At 64.5% G+C, this 15921-nt stretch carries 14 protein-coding genes and 1 pseudogene; 14 read left to right on the top strand and 1 reads right to left on the bottom strand.

Annotated features, from left to right (window positions below; all coding sequences use genetic code 11):
• Nucleotides 1–50 precede the first annotated feature (50 nt).
• Nucleotides 51–1240: pseudogene (glcE, locus tag PQI07_RS02700) on the bottom strand (glycolate oxidase subunit GlcE).
• A 620-nt stretch (nt 1241–1860) separates the two neighbouring features.
• Between glcE and PQI07_RS02695 the strand changes: the two are divergent.
• The 14 genes from PQI07_RS02695 to PQI07_RS02630 all read left to right on the top strand — a co-directional run bounded on the left by PQI07_RS02695 (nt 1861) and on the right by PQI07_RS02630 (nt 15904).
• Nucleotides 1861–3531 carry an aromatic/alkene/methane monooxygenase hydroxylase/oxygenase subunit alpha gene (locus tag PQI07_RS02695; RefSeq protein WP_043387314.1) on the top strand — a complete coding sequence of 557 codons (1671 nt, stop codon included), beginning with the start codon at nt 1861–1863 and terminating at the stop codon, nt 3529–3531.
• 75 nt (nt 3532–3606) lie between these two features.
• Nucleotides 3607–4644 (top strand): NADH:ubiquinone reductase (Na(+)-transporting) subunit F, encoded by a 1038-nt coding sequence (locus PQI07_RS02690; protein ID WP_043387315.1) that lies wholly within the window; start codon nt 3607–3609, stop codon nt 4642–4644.
• Nucleotides 4645–4696: 52 nt separating this feature from the next.
• Nucleotides 4697–5764, top strand: coding sequence for an aromatic/alkene monooxygenase hydroxylase subunit beta (locus tag PQI07_RS02685; RefSeq protein ID WP_043387331.1), 1068 nt, complete (start codon nt 4697–4699; stop codon nt 5762–5764).
• Nucleotides 5765–5769: 5 nt separating this feature from the next.
• A complete protein-coding gene (locus tag PQI07_RS02680; protein ID WP_043387316.1) occupies nt 5770–6141 on the top strand; it encodes an MmoB/DmpM family protein in 372 nt (123 codons plus the stop codon).
• Nucleotides 6142–6293: 152 nt separating this feature from the next.
• On the top strand, nt 6294–7925 hold the full coding sequence (locus PQI07_RS02675) for a molecular chaperone GroEL (protein WP_043387318.1): 1632 nt from the start codon (nt 6294–6296) through the stop codon (nt 7923–7925).
• 213 nt (nt 7926–8138) lie between these two features.
• Nucleotides 8139–8558 carry a hypothetical protein gene (locus tag PQI07_RS02670; RefSeq protein WP_051976243.1) on the top strand — a complete coding sequence of 140 codons (420 nt, stop codon included), beginning with the start codon at nt 8139–8141 and terminating at the stop codon, nt 8556–8558.
• A gap of 107 nt (nt 8559–8665) precedes the next feature.
• Nucleotides 8666–10753: a sigma-54-dependent Fis family transcriptional regulator gene (locus PQI07_RS02665; RefSeq protein WP_051976244.1), complete on the top strand. Its 2088-nt coding sequence runs from the start codon at nt 8666–8668 to the stop codon at nt 10751–10753.
• Nucleotides 10750–11214, top strand: a complete 465-nt coding sequence (locus PQI07_RS02660) for a hypothetical protein (RefSeq protein WP_043387323.1) — start codon at nt 10750–10752, stop codon at nt 11212–11214. Before PQI07_RS02665 ends, PQI07_RS02660 begins: the two co-directional genes overlap by 4 nt.
• A gap of 125 nt (nt 11215–11339) precedes the next feature.
• Nucleotides 11340–11633: a hypothetical protein gene (locus PQI07_RS02655; protein ID WP_043387324.1), complete on the top strand. Its 294-nt coding sequence runs from the start codon at nt 11340–11342 to the stop codon at nt 11631–11633.
• A 31-nt stretch (nt 11634–11664) separates the two neighbouring features.
• Nucleotides 11665–12774, top strand: a complete 1110-nt coding sequence (locus PQI07_RS02650; RefSeq protein ID WP_051976245.1) for a WD40 repeat domain-containing protein — start codon at nt 11665–11667, stop codon at nt 12772–12774.
• A gap of 25 nt (nt 12775–12799) precedes the next feature.
• Entirely contained in the window at nt 12800–12988 is a 189-nt protein-coding gene (locus PQI07_RS02645; RefSeq protein WP_043387326.1) for a hypothetical protein, read from the top strand.
• Between the two features lie 201 nt (nt 12989–13189).
• On the top strand, nt 13190–14776 hold the full coding sequence (locus PQI07_RS02640; RefSeq protein ID WP_091995066.1) for a catalase: 1587 nt from the start codon (nt 13190–13192) through the stop codon (nt 14774–14776).
• Between the two features lie 320 nt (nt 14777–15096).
• Nucleotides 15097–15504, top strand: coding sequence for a c-type cytochrome (locus PQI07_RS02635; protein ID WP_081948767.1), 408 nt, complete (start codon nt 15097–15099; stop codon nt 15502–15504).
• Between the two features lies 1 nt (nt 15505).
• Nucleotides 15506–15904: a VOC family protein gene (locus tag PQI07_RS02630; protein ID WP_043387460.1), complete on the top strand. Its 399-nt coding sequence runs from the start codon at nt 15506–15508 to the stop codon at nt 15902–15904.
• Nucleotides 15905–15921: the final 17 nt, after the last annotated feature.

Here is a 15921-nt window from a genome sequence, read left to right as displayed (position 1 = left end):
ATCCTCGGCGCCTCGCCTCCCCGCGATCGGGGAGGGGCGGAATCTGAAGCTTACAGTCCGGCGTACATCCGGCCCGGGTTGAGCACCCCGGCCGGATCGTGCGCCGCCTTGATGCCCGCGGTGAGCCGCATCAGCGGCTCGGCCAGCGGCTGGAACACCGGCACGGCGGCGCGCACGGCGTCGGGGGCACGCACCAGCGTGGCGTGGCCGCCCTGGGCCTGAACCGCCCGGCGCACCGTCCCGGCGCCGGCATCGCCCTCCGAGCCGGTGGCGAGCCAGATCAGGCCGCCGCCCCAGTCGAAGAACCAGCGCGCGTCGCGCTCCGCCGCGATCGCCGCCGCCAGGGCCGGGCCGTGGGTCGGCGCCGTGGAGATCCGCCAGAGGGCGGCGTCCCGGGCTCGGCCAGCGGCGCGGCGTCGCGCACCGACCGCCAGAGGGCGGCGGCGGCCTCGCCGTCCACGATCTCGGGCTGGCCGTAGCGCTTCAGCAGGCGGCGCAGCTCGCCCGTCCGGTAGTCGATGGAGTCGGAGAAGCCCTCGAGGCGCATCAGCGTCCGCGCCTGCGGGGCGCCGATCCCGGCCGGCAGGTGGGCCGCGCCGGTGAGCTCGAAGGGCGAGCCCAGGGCCTCCGACAGGGCCGTGACCGCCCGGGCGTCGTCCAGGTTGGGGAAGACCAGGGTGGCGACCCGCTCGCAGGCCGGCAGGACCTTGAAGGTGACCTCGGTGAGGAGCCCGAGCGTGCCGTGGGCGCCAGCCATGAGCTTCACGAGGTCGAGCCCGGTGACGTTCTTCATCACCCGGCCGCCCGACTTGATCGCCTCGCCGCGCCCGTTGATGAACCGCACGCCGATCAGGCTGTCCCGGGCCGCCCCGGCGTTGATCCGGCGCGGTCCGGCATTGTTGATCGCCGCCACGGCCCCGAGGGTCGGCGTGCCGGCGCTGCCGTAGAGGCCGCGCAGGTCCATCGGCTCGAAGGGCAGCATCTGGCCCCGGGAGGCGAGCAGCGCCTCGACCTCGGCCAGGGGCGTCCCGGCCCGGGCCGCCACCACCATCTCGGCCGGCTCGTAGAGCGTGACGCCGGTGAGCGCCTTCGCCGAGAGGGTCGCGGTGTCCTGCGCGGGCCGGCCGAGCCCCGCGGCGGTCCCGCCGCCGGCGAGCCGCAGACGCTCGCCCCGCCCGGCCGCCGCCCGCACGATCTCCCCGGCCTCCGCCTCGGTGCCGGGCTGATACACTACCGTCATGGAACCCTGCGCATGTTCTGGCCGACATCCTTTAAAGCGGCGGCAGTCCAAGAATCAGCTACTATCGCGATGACGCTCGCATGTCCTCCCGCCACGACGCCAGGGATCCGAGCGAATCATTCGGCTGACCATTCCCATCTCTCGTCTGCCACCGACCTGCCCTTGAGAAAAGAATATTCTCCGTACTGTTGCACGATGCGACAGTGGCGCATTTTGCAACAGTTGAAGTGCAGCAAATTCGAGCGATGGCGGCCTCGATGCTTGAAAAGGCCGCGCGAAAAACCTGCATTTTCTTGCTAAAATCCCTTTTCCGGTTGACCTGGCACGGCCCATGCGTAAGTTCGATCTAGAACAATGATGACAAGCCCAAGGTGGCGGTCACGACAAGAACGAGGGAGGAGACTGATCTGGACGCCACGCTCAGCGGCCTGATGCAAGACTTCGGTGTTGCGCAGTCGCGATCGGGGGCACGCAAGACGCTCCAGCAGTCATCCGAGACCTTTGCCGATAGCTGAGACCAGGCGCGTCCGCGCTCGACGCCTTCCTGCGTCTGAGGGCCCGGTATCCCGGGACCTACCTGGTCTTTCACATCGACTATCGCGAAACCTAAGGATGCAGCGATGTCTGGAACACTGACACTCAACAAGATAACAGCCCAGAAAGGGATCTCCGTCGGAGAGGCGGCCAAGAAGATCGCCGATCTCGGCTGGAACCCCTCGTACGTCCAGGAGGCTATGACCTTCCCAACGGACTACAAGATCACCAAGGCCCCCAAAGATCCGATGAAGCAGGTTCTGCGGTCCTATTTCCCAATGCAGGAGGAGAAGGACAATCGGGTCTACGGGGCGCTCGATGCGGCGCTGCGCGGCGACATGTTCCGAAACGTCGAGCCGCGGTGGGTCGAGTGGATGAAGCTCTTCCTGGCTATCATTCCGTTTCCCGAGATTTCGGCCGCCCGTTCGATGGCGATGGTCGGTCGGTTGGCGCCCGGCGAGGAGCTGCGTACCGGGTTTACCATGCAGATGGTCGACGAGTTCCGCCACTCGACCATCCAAATGAACCTCAAGAAATGGTACATGGAGAACTATATCGACCCGGCGGGCTTCGACATCACCGAAGAGGCGTTCGGCAAATGCTATGCGACGACGATCGGTCGTCAATTCGGCGAAGGTTTCATCACCGGCGACGCGATCACCTCGGCCAACATTTACCTGACCGTGGTCGCCGAGACCGCCTTCACGAACACGCTGTTCGTGGCCATGCCGTCCGAGGCCGCCCGTAACGGCGACTATGCTCTGCCGACCGTGTTCCTGTCGGTGCAGTCCGACGAGAGCCGGCACGTCGGCAACGGGCATTCGATGCTGATGTCGATCCTGAAAGAGCCGGAAAACCACCTCCTGCTCGAGCGCGACCTGCGCTACGCCTTCTGGCAGAACCACGCCATCGTCGATGCCGCGATTGGCACGTTCATCGAGTACGGCACCACGAACCGTGACAAGGACAAGGAGTCCTACGCGGAGATGTGGCACCGCTGGATTTTCGAGGACTACTATCGCACCTACATGCTCCCGCTGGAGAAATACGGCATCAAAATTCACCACGACGACGTTCAGACGGCCTGGAAGCGCATCACCGAGAAACATTACGTTCACAAGATCGCACAGTTCTTCTCCGTCGGCTGGCCGGTGAATTTCTGGCGGATTGAGGCGCAGACCGAGAAAGACTTCGAGTGGTTTGAGCACAAATATCCGGGTTGGTACGCTCAGTTCGGCGAGTACTGGAAGTGGTACGGAAAGCTGAGCCGGCCCGGCCAGAAGATCGTCACCTTCAACGAGGATGTCGGTTACGTCTATCCGCACCGCTGCTGGAGTTCGCTGGTGCCGTGCGTCGTGCGCGAGGATCTCGTCACTGACGAGATCGACGGCCAGCTGCACACCTTCGCGCACGAGATCGATCGTTGGACCGCGGTCGAAGCCTTCGCCAACGAATACGAGGGACGTCCCACACCGGCCATGGGGCGGTTCAGCGGCCGTCGTGAATGGGAGAGTGTATACCACAACTGGGATCTGGCAGATGCCATCAAGGATCTCGGCTTCGTCCGCACAGACGGCAAGACCCTCGTTCCTCAACCGCATCTGCGCTTCGACAACAAGGATATGTGGACGCTCGACGATGTGCGTGGATACACGCTGAAGAGCCCGCTGATCACCTTGCGCGAAATGTCGCCGGAGGCGCGCGAGGCGCATCTCGCCGAATATCGCGCGGGCTTCACGATCAATCCCTGCAACTGATGTCGGACGGCTGGCCGGGGCACCCCGGCCAGCCGGTCAGAAAAGAACACACCGACACAGGAGGAACTGGCTCCCATGAGCGAGGTATACACCGTCAAACTCAACCCGGTGGGCGTCGAGTTCGAGGTCGAGGAAGACGAGACCGTCCTCGACGCGGCCTTCCGGCAGGGCATTGCGCTCCCACACGGTTGCAAAGAGGGGCGTTGCGCGGCTTGCAAATGCATCGTCACCGACGGCGAAGTCGAGATGCTGCCCTATTCCACGTTCGCGCTGAACGAGACGGAGCGTGACCAGAACCATGTTCTTCTCTGCCGGAGCCTTATATCGAGCGATATCGAGGTCGACCTCCTCAACTACGACGAGGAGCTGCTCTCAAAATCGATCCCGGTCCGGGACCTCCAAGGGCGTGTCAGCCGCGTCTCGAGTCTGACGCACGACATTCGCCTGCTTGAAATCGAACTTGATCAACCTCTGAAGTTCTGGGCTGGACAGTATGTCGACATCACACTTCCGGGAGCAGAGGAGATTACGCGCTCGTTTTCCATGGCAAATCCGCCGAGCGAAACGCAAAAACTCTCGTTCATCATCAAAAAATATCCCGGCGGCCGATTCTCCTCCCGCCTCGACGGAGAGCTCGACGTCGGAACCCCCGTCGGCGTCAAAGGACCCTACGGAACCTGCTTCCGCCGTGAAAACAGAGGAGGAGCCCTAATCCTCGTTGGGGGTGGTTCGGGGATGTCACCGCTCTGGTCCATCCTTCACGACCACATCGCGAGCGGAGAAGAACGCCCAGTCCATTTCTTCTATGGCGCGCGCACGCAAACGGATCTGTTCTATCTGGATCTGTTCGCCGAGGTGGCGCGGTCCAATCCGCGCTTCACCTTCATACCGGTCCTCTCCCACGCTTCGGACGACGCCGCGTGGCAGGGTGAGCGGGGGTTCGTCCACGAGGTCGTCAACGACCATCTACGTCGTCTCGCTTACGGGGAAGATCTCGACGTGTACGCCTGCGGTCCGGAGCCGATGATCGAGGCACTCACCCCAGTGCTGCAGATGAACGACGTATCTTCGGAGCGGATTTTCTTCGACAAGTTCACACCGGCACGGACGTAACCGGGCCGAACCAAGTCGCCACCAGCGGCGAGTTACCACCGGGAGGACAATGATGACGTTGGAAGCCGCCACACGGAAGTCGGGCGCAGCCGGCTCCGCGATTTTCGCGGACTCGGATAGCCGCAAGTACCGGTATTTCGAACCCAAGGGCAAACGTGCGACCCACTACGAAGACATGACGGTCGACGTACAGCCCGATCCCGAGCGTTACCTACTCCAGAACTGGATCATTTCGTTCGCGGACGGGAAGGGCGCGTACTCGAAGGAGAATACGGCGGCCCTGAGCTCCGACTGGCACGCTTTCCGCGCGCCTGATCAGGAGTGGGAGCGCACGCATTATCAGCGACAGTCGAAGATCGAGGCGATGGTGCAATCCGTGATCGCCAATGGTCGCAAGGCCGGCGCTCCGGCCGCCTTCGACAAGGCCTGGGTGAAGATCCTCCAGAACCATCTCGGCGCATGGAAGCATGTGGAATTCGGGCTGGGCACCGCGCTCATGCAGGCGCAGCGCTACGGCTACACGCAGATGATCAACAACGCGACCCTGACGAACTCGTCCTACAAGCTGCGCCTCGCCCAGGACATCACGCTCTACCTCGCGGAGATCGGGATGGACATCGCCGGGTTCGACGACACGGCGGGTAAGCGGCACTGGCTCGAGGACGGAACTTGGCAGGGCACCCGGGAAGCGGTGGAGGCCATCATGGGCTCGACCGACTACCTGGAGCAGTACTTCGCGACGAACATCGTCTTCGAGCCGCTGGTGGGCGAGCTGTTTCGCAGCGGCTTCCTGATGCAGGTCGCGTCCTCGAACGGGGACTTCATCACGCCGCCGGTGATCTCCGCGGCCGAGGCGGACTACGAGCGCAACCTCGCCAACGCGATCGACCTGTTTCACCTGCTCGCCACGGACGCCGCGCACGCCGAGCACAACCGGACCCTGTTCCGGAGCTGGGTCGACCGGCACGTCGCTTTGGCTCGCAAGGCAGCTGCCGATCTCCAGCCGATCTGGTCACAGCCTCATTCGAAGCCGGCCCAGTTCGCCGACGCGAAAGCGGCGTCCACCGAACGTGTCACCAAGATCCTCGGCGAGCTCGGCCTCGATCTTCCTCAGGAGTAATTGGCATGTCTGTGAATGCACGCAATGCGTCGAACCAGAACATCTTCCAAAAGATGGGGGATCTTTCTTTCGATCAGACGATCTCACACCAGTGCGGTGTTACCATGAACGACAGCGTCGAGGCGCGCGCGATCGCTGAATTCATGGGCCAGAAGCCGGGCGTCACCATCACCCACCAGCCTGCGCTGATCCGCATCGATGGAAACGGCGAACTCGTCTTCAAGATGGACGAGATCAGCGAAATTCTCGGCAAGGAGATGACCGCGGAGATCTTCGAGGTCAACACTTCGACGCACTACGGCAGGATGATCCGCATCGACGACAATACGGTCACGTTGTTCGGCGATATGGAAGCTGCTCTGCAGTACATCGAGTAAACGACGTCGATGGACAGATCGGCCGGCCGCCCACGGGCGGCCGGCGCCTCCCGCCCGAAACATCGGACGCCCGCGGGAGCGGTTGGGGGATCTCGAACCTCAGTTCAGCGGCCCCCTTCTGAATCAACGACACCACCGGGGAAGAAACACACATGCCCAAAGTCCTCCTGCACGATATCGAGGCGCGTCGGGCGCTGGCCCGCGGCGTGGGGAAGCTCGCCGTCGCCGTGGAGTCGACGCTCGGCCCGAAGGGAATGAACGCGATGATCGACCGGCCGATTGGGACGCCGATCGTGTCGCGCGACGGCGTCACGATCGCTTCTGAGATCGAGTTGCCGGACCGGTTTGAGAACATGGGTGCTCAGGTCGTTCGGGAAGTCTCGATGCAGACCAACGAGGTCGCCGGCGACGGAACGACGACGGCGATGGTCCTGGCGAACGGCCTGATCCAGGGCGGCGTCGGGGCCCTGGAGCGGGGCGCCGGAGCGGTCGACCTCTGCAAGGGGATCCACCGTGCCGTAGAGGTGGTCGTCGAAGAATTGCGTCGGTCGGCGGTGCCGGCTCGAGACGGTAAGATGCTGCGGGCAGTCGCGACGATCGCCGCCACGGATCCGAGACTCGGCGCTCTCGTAGCTGAGGCGATCGAACGAGTCGGCAGCACTGGGATTGTTACGTCGGAATATGGGCTCACCACGCAGACGACGTTGGAGGTGACCGAGGGACTCTCGTTTGATCGCGGCTATATCTCTCATCACATGGTCACCGACGTCGAACGGATGGAGGTCGTCCTCGACGACCCGTTCATACTCCTGACCGACCTGAAGATCAGGAGCCCAGAGGAACTCGCCGGGATCCGCGAGGCAGTGACCGGCACCGGACGGCCGCTGGTCATCGTGGCCGAAGAAGTCTCTCCGGAGGTTCTGGTCACGCTTCTCGGGGACGAAAATCGTGGCAAGGTCCTCGTCGTCCATCCGCCGGATTACGGGCATTGGCGCAAGGCCATGATGGACGATCTCGCGATCATCACGGGCGGCAAGGTCGTCGCTCGCGATCTTGGGGGTCGCCTGGAAGAGATGAGCCTGTCCGATCTCGGTTCGGCGGACCGCGTGCGGTCGAGCGCTCGTGAGACCACAATCGTGCGCGGTAGGGGCGACCCAGCGTCGATCGCCGCCCGGCTCGCTCAAGTCACGAGGCAGTACGAATTGGCGCCGCCCAACATCGAGCAAGACAAGCTCAAGGAGCGGTTGGCCAAGCTATCCGGCGGAACGGCCGTGCTGATGGTCGGCGGCGCGACGCCTGTCGAGCAAAAGCGGACCATGCAGTTGATCGACGACGCCGTCAGCGCAACCCGCGCCGCGGCCGAGGAAGGGATCGTCCCCGGCGGTGGTACGGCTTTGGCGCAGTGCGCGCCCGTTCTGGAACGCGCGCTCGGCAACGTTGACGGTGACCTTGGGCGCGGCATTGGCTTGGTCAAAGAGGTCCTGACGCGACCTGCGGCGTTCATCGCACGCAACGCCGGACACGACCCCGGGCGCGTCATCTCGAACCTCACGACAGCGCGCCGCGGTAGCGGTTTCGATGCCGCGACCGGTACGTTCACGGACATGGTCGAGTCTGCCATCGTCGATCCGGTGCGCGTCACCTACACCGCGCTTCGCAACGCGGCCTCCGTCGCGACCCTGGTGCTGACGACCGACACGCTCGTGGCCGAGCTTCCGGAACATGTCGATCCGACAGCGGGCCCCGCTCTCGGCGGTGGCGCGGAGAACCTGGGCCGCGCGTGACATCCCGCAACCGACCATGCGGGCGACCGCCCGTTACAGCGGTCGCCCGGCATAGCTGGCCGAAACTAGTGATGCCTTGTCGTATTCGAGCGGTGCTCTGTAATTGGCGCGAACAACCAGCCGCTCGTCGAGGCGGGGCTGCTGAGGCATCGGGAGGAAACCATGGTGCATATTCTTTCCAGGCAGGATGGGCCGCGGAAGGAGGACGCTGCGATGAAGCGGATCCTCACCGAGAACCGCGGCACGATCGATCAGATCAAGCGGGCTATCACGGGAGGGGGTGCCAGAACGCGTATCATCGAAACTCCGTCACCAGAGGTCACGCGCGCCTACGGGACCCGTCGGAGCGCGGCGGAAAAGAGTGTCACGCCCTACATCCGTCTCAGCCCGAACGGCCGCGTGGTCGTTGCCGACTTCGAGTCCGGCCGGCAACTGCATCACGTGGGCGATCTGCGCGGACCGCGGCAGGCCTTGCGCTTCGTCCTGGCAACCAAGGAGAACGGCTATTTCGCACCGCTCGACGCCGCGGTTGCCGAGCGGCTCGCCGCGTTGGATGGCACCGTCGTCACGGATGCGAACACGGAAGACGGTCTCAAGCGGGAGATCGCCGCGAGGCTCGGTATCGAGGAGTAACATGTCTGGATCCCAGCACGCCGCGCACGCCTGGGCGAGATGGGTGCTCATCCCGTTCGGATATCCTCCGCGTGGCGGCAGCCGCTTGGCGTGACAGCGACGTCCATATGACCAAGCTTCCGTTCAAACCTCCGACCGATCTCGGTCCCGATGCGCAACTGCCGACTGGCCAGGAGCTGGCGTCAGAGCGCGTTTGGGCCGCCGACACGGAGATGCTCCGCGACCGCGACTACGACGAAAAGCGGATCATGCGGGCTTGGGAGCACTTCGTGATTTCGGGTCGGCTCGAGGGCGAGACCGGAATGATCCGGCCTGCGATCCGACACTCCTGGGAGCGCAGCGCCACCCTGGGCGTCGACGCGCACGGGCGCGGTAGCGCGCAGTCGACCTCGAACGACGCGTTGGAGCGGCTTCGCCGCGAGAACGAGGATCTCTTGGTCTCGGCCCGTACCGCCTTCCAGCGGATCACGGAGATCATCGGCGAGACCGGGGCCATGGCGGTGGTCACCGATGCGCAGGGTGTCATTCTCGATGTCGGCGGAAGCCGCCGCACCATCGAGCGTGCGCATGACATTCGTCTGGAAGTTGGGGCCGCCTGGGGGGAGTCAGTCGCCGGCACAAATGGCATCGGTACCGCCCTGTCGACGGGCCGCCCGGTCCACGTTCACGCCGCGGAGCATTTCTGCGAGGGCGTGAAGGCCTGGGCCTGCGTCGGCGTTCCGATCCGCGACCCGCTCGACGGGAGCGTGATCGGTCTCGTCGACCTGTCCGGGCCACAGGGGCTGTTTCACCGCTACAACCTGGCGCTGGTGATGCTCTCGGCCGGGCAGATCCAGCAGATGCTGGTCGAGCGCGCGAACATCGAACGGATCTCTCTTCTGGAAGCGTCTCTCGATCGGGTTCGGCACGTCGGATCGTCGGACGGCATGATTCTGCTCGACCAGTTCGGGCGAGTTCTGCACTTCGACGAGGTCGCCCGCCGACGGTGGCCGACGCTCGGCGCCGGTGCGAACCTCAGAATCGGGGAGCGGCTCGCCAGGTCAGAGACCGGCGCAGTGACCGATCTTGGCTTGCGGCTCCCGGAGCCATTGACCGGCCACAGCTTGGAACCGCTCATGCGCGGCGGCGCGGTGAGAGGCGCGATGTTGGTCCTCGGCGGCAAGCCGCGGCCGAGCGTTGCGGTGCGCATCCCGGAGACGCCGCTCCTCACCGCCGCCAAAGCACGGATCATCGGCAGCAGCGAGCCGCTTCTGCAGGCGGTTGATCGCGTCGTCCGGGCCGCTCGGGGACGCACCGCGATCCTCCTGGAAGGCGAGACCGGTGTCGGCAAGGAGCTCTTCGCCCAGCTTGCCCATACGGTCGGTTCGACCACGGGCCACGAACCTTTCGTCGCCCTCAATTGCGGTGCGATCTCAAAGGATCTGCTCGGCGGCGAACTGTTCGGCCACGCGCCCGGAGCGTTCACGGGTGCGACGCGCGAAGGGCGCGCGGGCCGCTTCGAACAGGCTCACGGCGGCACGCTGAGCCTCGACGAGATCGGCGAGATGCCGCTGGACCTGCAACCCTATCTCCTGCGTGCTCTGGAAGAGCGCGCCGTCACCCGGCTTGGCGATAGCAAGCCGCGCCCCGTCGACGTGCGGCTCGTGGCCTCGACCAACCGCAATCTCAAGCTGGAGGTCGAGCAGGGCCGCTTCCGGCGGGATCTCTTTTACCGGATCAGCGTCGTGCGGATCACGATCCCGCCGCTGCGCCAGCGCTCGGATGACATCGCGGCCCTGATCGAGCACTACAACAGGGAGCTCTCGATCCGGCACGGGTGTCCGCCGCTGCGTTTCGAGCCGGACGTCTTCGCCTTTCTGCAGCGCTACGATTGGCCGGGCAATGTGCGGGAGTTGCGCAACCTGATCGAGGGGTTGGTGCTTCTGTCGAGCGGCGAACCGGTGGGCTTCACGGATCTGCCCGAAGAGATGATCGCCGACACGCCGGCAGGTCGTGATCCTCTCCCACCGGTAGCGTCGCAGCACATAGACGCCGCGCTTCCGACCGATCGCCTGGAGGACGCCAAACGGCGCGCGATCGAGCAGGCCATCGCCGACGCGAACGGAAACGTCTCCGTCGCGGCCAGCCGGCTCGGTGTCGCGCGCAGCACGATCTACCGCCAAATTCACCACCTCAAGGGCAGGCGCCGCTCATGACTACGCCGCCCGGAACGCCGAGCGCCTCAGCCGCGGACGTCGCCACGCGCATTCTCGCTGTCGCGGACCGCGACGTGACGTTCATCCTCAGAATCGTCGGCGAGAGCCAACAGACACTCGTCGACCACTTTCAGAGCTTCATTGAGGAGTCGCTGACCGCGTGCGGCATCGGCTACGGCGATCATCCTCTCCTGCGGCCGTTCGTCGACACACACGCGCGTGAACTGGCCGAGTTCGTTCACAACGGGATCTCTCTTCGACACCGGTTCGGGCTCGGCGACTTTCAGACGACCAACATCACGCCACCCGATCTCCAGCGCGTCGATCTCTGGGATGATCTCCGCTCGCTCATCGAGCAGGCCGAGGCACATTTTGCCGCTTCGCCCCAGGGGCTGCCGGCCATTCTCGCCGAGGTCACGACATTTCAGGAGAGCCGCCGGAAGGACGATGCCGATGCCTGAGGCCTGTCTGACACCTTCGCGGCCGGGACCACGGGACCAGACCGGCTTTTATCCCTACGGACGTCTGCCCGACCGCTTATGCCCGGCCGCCGTTGCGGCGACGCTCCACGAGAGGATCACACGCGATGGCCGAACCGAGCCGAACGCTGGACGATCTCCTGCGGGCCCGCCTCGAACTCTGCGGCCGGATCTCTGCTGCGCAGGCTCAGATGGTGACCTGTCAACAGCTGGCCTTCGGGAACCAGATCGCGGCGCTCGCCGAGCGACGCCAGTCGCCACACGCCGGCGAAGCCGCCGAGACGACTGGGCGCGACGACGGATTTCAGGCGACGATCACCGCGCTCGAGACCGAGATCGACCAACTGGAACGCGAACTCGCGGCTGTCGACCAGCAGATTGCCGCCCAGAGGACGTCCTGATCCACGGCGCGCGAATAGAGCCACTGTCGCTATGAATGCTACGAACCTGATTGATCTGCTCGGACGGCGCTGGGCATTGGGGTCGGCTGTTACCGCGATCGCCCTCGACGCGACGGAGACGACGGCTGCTTTTGCACTGGCCGACGGTGGTCTCGCGCTCGCGCCCGTCGCGGATCCCGACTCGGCTGTCGATCGCTACCACGTCGCGGGCGATACCGGACGGGCAACGATCACGCCCCGCCGCAGCGGCACGGCGCCGATCATCGTCGTGGCAGGGGAGGCGGGACATCGCCACGTCGCTGCGTTCGGTGCCGCGGGCTTCCTCGCCGGCGGCATCTCGGGTGCGCTCAACATCGTCGCGCCGGACGGAAACACCACGCGGCTGGCGAGCGTCGAGCAACCGCTCCGGGCGCTCGCGCAGATGAACGATGGCAGCGTGCTGGTCGCGCTCGGTCAGGCGCTGATGACCGCCGCTCCCGGGGACGCCAGCATCCATCCTCTGCTGCAGAGCGATCGGGCGTCCGCGCCCGTGGCTGCCGCTCCCGGTGGAGACTGGCTGGCACATGGAGGAGTCGGCCTGACGCTCCGCCACGTCACCGACCCTCGCCGTGGCGTCGAGGTCCTAACCGCGCTCGACCCCCAGCGTCTGACCTGGAGTCCGGACGGACGTTGGCTCGCGGCTTCGCTCACCGGCGGTGGGGTCGCGCTGCTGCGCTTTGAGAACGGTCGTGTCCTGCGGACCATCGGTCTCCCGAATTATCCGGCGCCGGTCCGTGCCCTCAGCTGGGACTCGACGTCACGTCTGCTCGCAACCAGCGGCGCCTACCGCATCATCGTCTGGCCCGTCGAACAGTTCGAGACCGAAGTCACGGAACCGCGAAGCCTGCCGACCGGGCGCTCCGGGCTGGCGACGGTGAAGGCCATCGCCGTCCATCCACAACGCGCGCTCATCGCCGCCGCCTACGAGAACGGGATGGTGGTTGTGGCGCCGATCGGGGAGCGCGACGAACTGGTTGTCCGTACGCCGGGTGGAGATCCCGTCACGGAGATGACCTGGTCTCGCGACGGGCAGTCACTCGTCTTCGGCACAGAGGCGGGCGAGGCCAGCATCATCACCTTCCCGCCGCAGCTGTTCAAATGAGCGAAGCGGCCAAGAGGAGACCATCATGTCCCAAGCCGAGACGAAACAACCTGAGAACGACAGCAAGGACGCGTTCTTCCGAGAGATCGCGGAGCTTTCCGAGCGTATGATTGCGGCCCACGGGAAAGAGTTTTCCATGGGCGCGCTCGTGCTCGCCGCGCGCTTCATTGCAGAGAGCAAACCCTTCACGAGAACTCTGCCGGATTTGCAGTGAACGTCGCACCCACAAAGTCCTATTTTGCTACACGCAGAGCATTGACTTGTGGGTATTTTGTCGCTTCACTGTACTATGAAATTGGTAAAACTAAGAACATAGGCAATTGATCCCGTCGGGGTGACGAAAAGTCCAGTATGTATTCTGGTCTTTCTCCGCGGGAGAGAAACCGATCGCGATCGGATCTGGAGTTCAAAGGTTATGCCCGACGAGCCTTATCTGACCACCCGCCAGGGCCATCCGGTCCGCGACAACCAGAGCACCCGCACGGTCGGTGAGCGCGGGCCCGCGACGCTCGAGAACTACCAGTTCATCGAGAAGATCACGCACTTCGATCGCGAGCGCATTCCGGAGCGCGTCGTGCACGCCCGCGGCGCCGGCGCCCACGGCTGGTTCGAGGCCTACGGCAAGATCGGCGACGAGCCGGCCTCCAAGTACACCCGCGCCCGCGTGCTGAACGAGACCGGCGTGAAGACGCCGATGTTCGTGCGCTTCTCCACCGTGGCCGGCGCCAAGGAGAGCCCGGAGACCGAGCGCGACCCGCGCGGCTTCGCGGTGAAGTTCAAGACCGTCGACGGCAATTGGGACCTCGTGGGCAACAACCTCAAGGTCTTCTTCATCCGCGACGCGATCAAGTTCCCCGACATGATCCACGCGTTCAAGCCGGATCCGGTGACGAACCGCCAGGAGGCGTGGCGCTTCTTCGACTTCGTGGCCCAGCACCCCGAGTCGATCCACATGGTGACGCACCTGAAGTCGCCCTGGGGCATCCCGGCCAACTACCGCGAGATGGAAGGCTCGGGCGTCAACACCTACAAGCTGGTCAACGACCAGGGCGAGGCGGTGCTCTGCAAGTTCCACTGGATCCCGAAGCAGGGTGTCCGGAACCTGACCTCGCAGCAGGCGTCCGAGATCCAGGCCAAGGATGTCGGCCACGCGACCCGCGACCTGTACGACAACATCAAGGCCGGCAACTTCCCCGAATGGGAATTCGCCGTGCAGATCATGCCGGACGGCCCGAACGACCACCTGTCGTTCGACCCGCTGGACGACACGAAGCTGTGGCCGGTGGACCAATTCCCGCTGCTGCCCTGCGGCCGGATGGTGCTCGACCGCGTGCCGGACAACTTCTTCGCTGAGGTCGAGCAGTCGGCCTTCGGGACCGGCGTGCTCGTCGACGGCATCGACTTCTCGGACGACAAGATGCTGCAGGGGCGGACGCTGTCCTACTCGGACACGCAGCGCTACCGCGTCGGCGCCAACTACCTCCAACTGCCGATCAATGCGCCGCAGCCCGGCGTGAAGGTCTACTCGAACCAGCGCGACGGTCAGATGGCCTACACGGTCGACGGCACCGGCCCGAACAAGCACATCAACTACGAGCCCTCGACCCTGTCCGAGGGCCTGCGCGAGGCGCCGAAGCCCGCGAAGGACTACCACCAGCCGGTGGAGGGCCGCCTCGGCCGCTACCAGACCTCGCGGACCGAGGACGACTACACCCAGGCCGGTGTGCGCTACCGCTCCTTCGAGGATTGGGAGCGCGAGGACCTGATCGCCAACCTCGTGGCCGACATGAAGCAGTGCCCGGAGCCGATCCAGCTGCGGATGGTCTGGCACTTCTGGCACGCCGACGAGGATTACGGCCGCCGCGTCGCCGAGGGCGCCGGGATCGACCTGGAGAAGGCCAAGGCCCTGCCGCCGCTGCCGGGCCGCGCCGCCCCGGGCAAGCGCCTGCAGGCCGGGACCTACACGGACGGGTCGCAGGCCCACAAGGTCGCCGCAGAATAACCGCGACGGCGACCATGGTGCGATGGTCGCGCGCGATGTGAGGAGCGAGGCCGTAGCTGTCGACTTCGCTCACAATGCCAGGTCGCGGAGGATCCCGGATCGGTTGAAGCGTCAAACAGCGCTAGGTCCGCGATCGTTGTGGAAAAGACGCTTTTGTATTCCAGAAATAAGATGTGAGTTCAAAATGAGCGCCACAGTGTCCGGCGATACCCTATAAGATATCGACGAGATCCGTAGCGAGCCAGTATCGAGACATCCGACGCTCGCGAAGCCAGGGCAATTTCGGCTAAGCGATTTGCGTCTCATAACATGGAGTAATCATGCCCCGGCTTCAGTACGGTCTAGTTCTGGCAACGCTGTTTTGGATCGCATGCGGCTTAACCGAATTCGGATCTGCTCGCGCGCAAGTCGGACAGCCGGTGGCTCAGCTTCCTTCCGGTCAAGTGCTCTTCGAGCGCCAGTGCGCGACGTGCCACTCGATCAACACGACAGATCCTCCGCGGCAGGGGCCGACGTTGTTCGGCGTGATCGGGCGAAAAGCCGGGACGGTGGCCGGCTATCACTACTCGGCCGGCTTCTCCAAGGCCGACTGGACCTGGGACGAGGCGCGCTTGGACCGCTGGCTGACCAACCCGCAGGCGATGATTCCTGGGGCGATCATGCCCTACCGGCAATCCAAGGCCGAGGTTCGATCGGCGATCATCGGCTATCTGAAGGAGCTACACTGACATGGGCACTAAGCTGGTCCATTCGATGATCCGTGTTCTCGACGACATCAAATCGATCGCATTCTATGACCAGGTTCTCGGACTGAAAGTAGCCGACCGGCTCGATTTCGATGGTTTTTCGCTGATCTATCTGCGCAATGAGCTCTCACCATTCGAGCTGGAGTTCACCGTCAATCACGACCGGACGGAGCGGTACCAGCTCGGCGACGGCTACGGCCATTTGGCCGTCACGGTCGACTCGCTCGAGGCTGAGCATGAGCGACTGTCGAGCGCCGGAATCTCGGTCGGGCCCATCCGCGAATTCAAGCACCGCGGCGCCATCCTGGCGCGATTCTTCTTCATCACGGATCCAGATGGATACAAGATCGAAGTGATCGAGCGCGGCGGACGCTTTGTCTAACCATCGACCGCGATTGA

This window comes from Methylobacterium sp. 092160098-2 (assembly GCF_028920805.1).
In the GTDB taxonomy this organism is placed as follows: domain Bacteria; phylum Pseudomonadota; class Alphaproteobacteria; order Rhizobiales; family Beijerinckiaceae; genus Methylobacterium; species Methylobacterium fujisawaense.
Note: the sequence above shows the minus strand (reverse complement) of the source record. Positions and strands in the feature narration are given on the sequence as shown.

Coding starts and splice junctions, on each gene's coding strand:
- PQI07_RS02645 (WP_043387326.1), top strand. CDS start 12,800: ATGTCCCAAGCCGAGACGAAACAACCTGAGAACGACAGCAAGGACGCG.
- PQI07_RS02660 (WP_043387323.1), top strand. CDS start 10,750: ATGACTACGCCGCCCGGAACGCCGAGCGCCTCAGCCGCGGACGTCGCC.
- PQI07_RS02690 (WP_043387315.1), top strand. CDS start 3,607: ATGAGCGAGGTATACACCGTCAAACTCAACCCGGTGGGCGTCGAGTTC.
- PQI07_RS02680 (WP_043387316.1), top strand. CDS start 5,770: ATGTCTGTGAATGCACGCAATGCGTCGAACCAGAACATCTTCCAAAAG.
- PQI07_RS02640 (WP_091995066.1), top strand. CDS start 13,190: ATGCCCGACGAGCCTTATCTGACCACCCGCCAGGGCCATCCGGTCCGC.
- PQI07_RS02665 (WP_051976244.1), top strand. CDS start 8,666: ATGACCAAGCTTCCGTTCAAACCTCCGACCGATCTCGGTCCCGATGCG.
- PQI07_RS02695 (WP_043387314.1), top strand. CDS start 1,861: ATGTCTGGAACACTGACACTCAACAAGATAACAGCCCAGAAAGGGATC.
- PQI07_RS02675 (WP_043387318.1), top strand. CDS start 6,294: ATGCCCAAAGTCCTCCTGCACGATATCGAGGCGCGTCGGGCGCTGGCC.
- PQI07_RS02635 (WP_081948767.1), top strand. CDS start 15,097: ATGCCCCGGCTTCAGTACGGTCTAGTTCTGGCAACGCTGTTTTGGATC.
- PQI07_RS02655 (WP_043387324.1), top strand. CDS start 11,340: ATGGCCGAACCGAGCCGAACGCTGGACGATCTCCTGCGGGCCCGCCTC.
- PQI07_RS02650 (WP_051976245.1), top strand. CDS start 11,665: ATGAATGCTACGAACCTGATTGATCTGCTCGGACGGCGCTGGGCATTG.
- PQI07_RS02685 (WP_043387331.1), top strand. CDS start 4,697: ATGACGTTGGAAGCCGCCACACGGAAGTCGGGCGCAGCCGGCTCCGCG.
- PQI07_RS02630 (WP_043387460.1), top strand. CDS start 15,506: ATGGGCACTAAGCTGGTCCATTCGATGATCCGTGTTCTCGACGACATC.
- PQI07_RS02670 (WP_051976243.1), top strand. CDS start 8,139: ATGAAGCGGATCCTCACCGAGAACCGCGGCACGATCGATCAGATCAAG.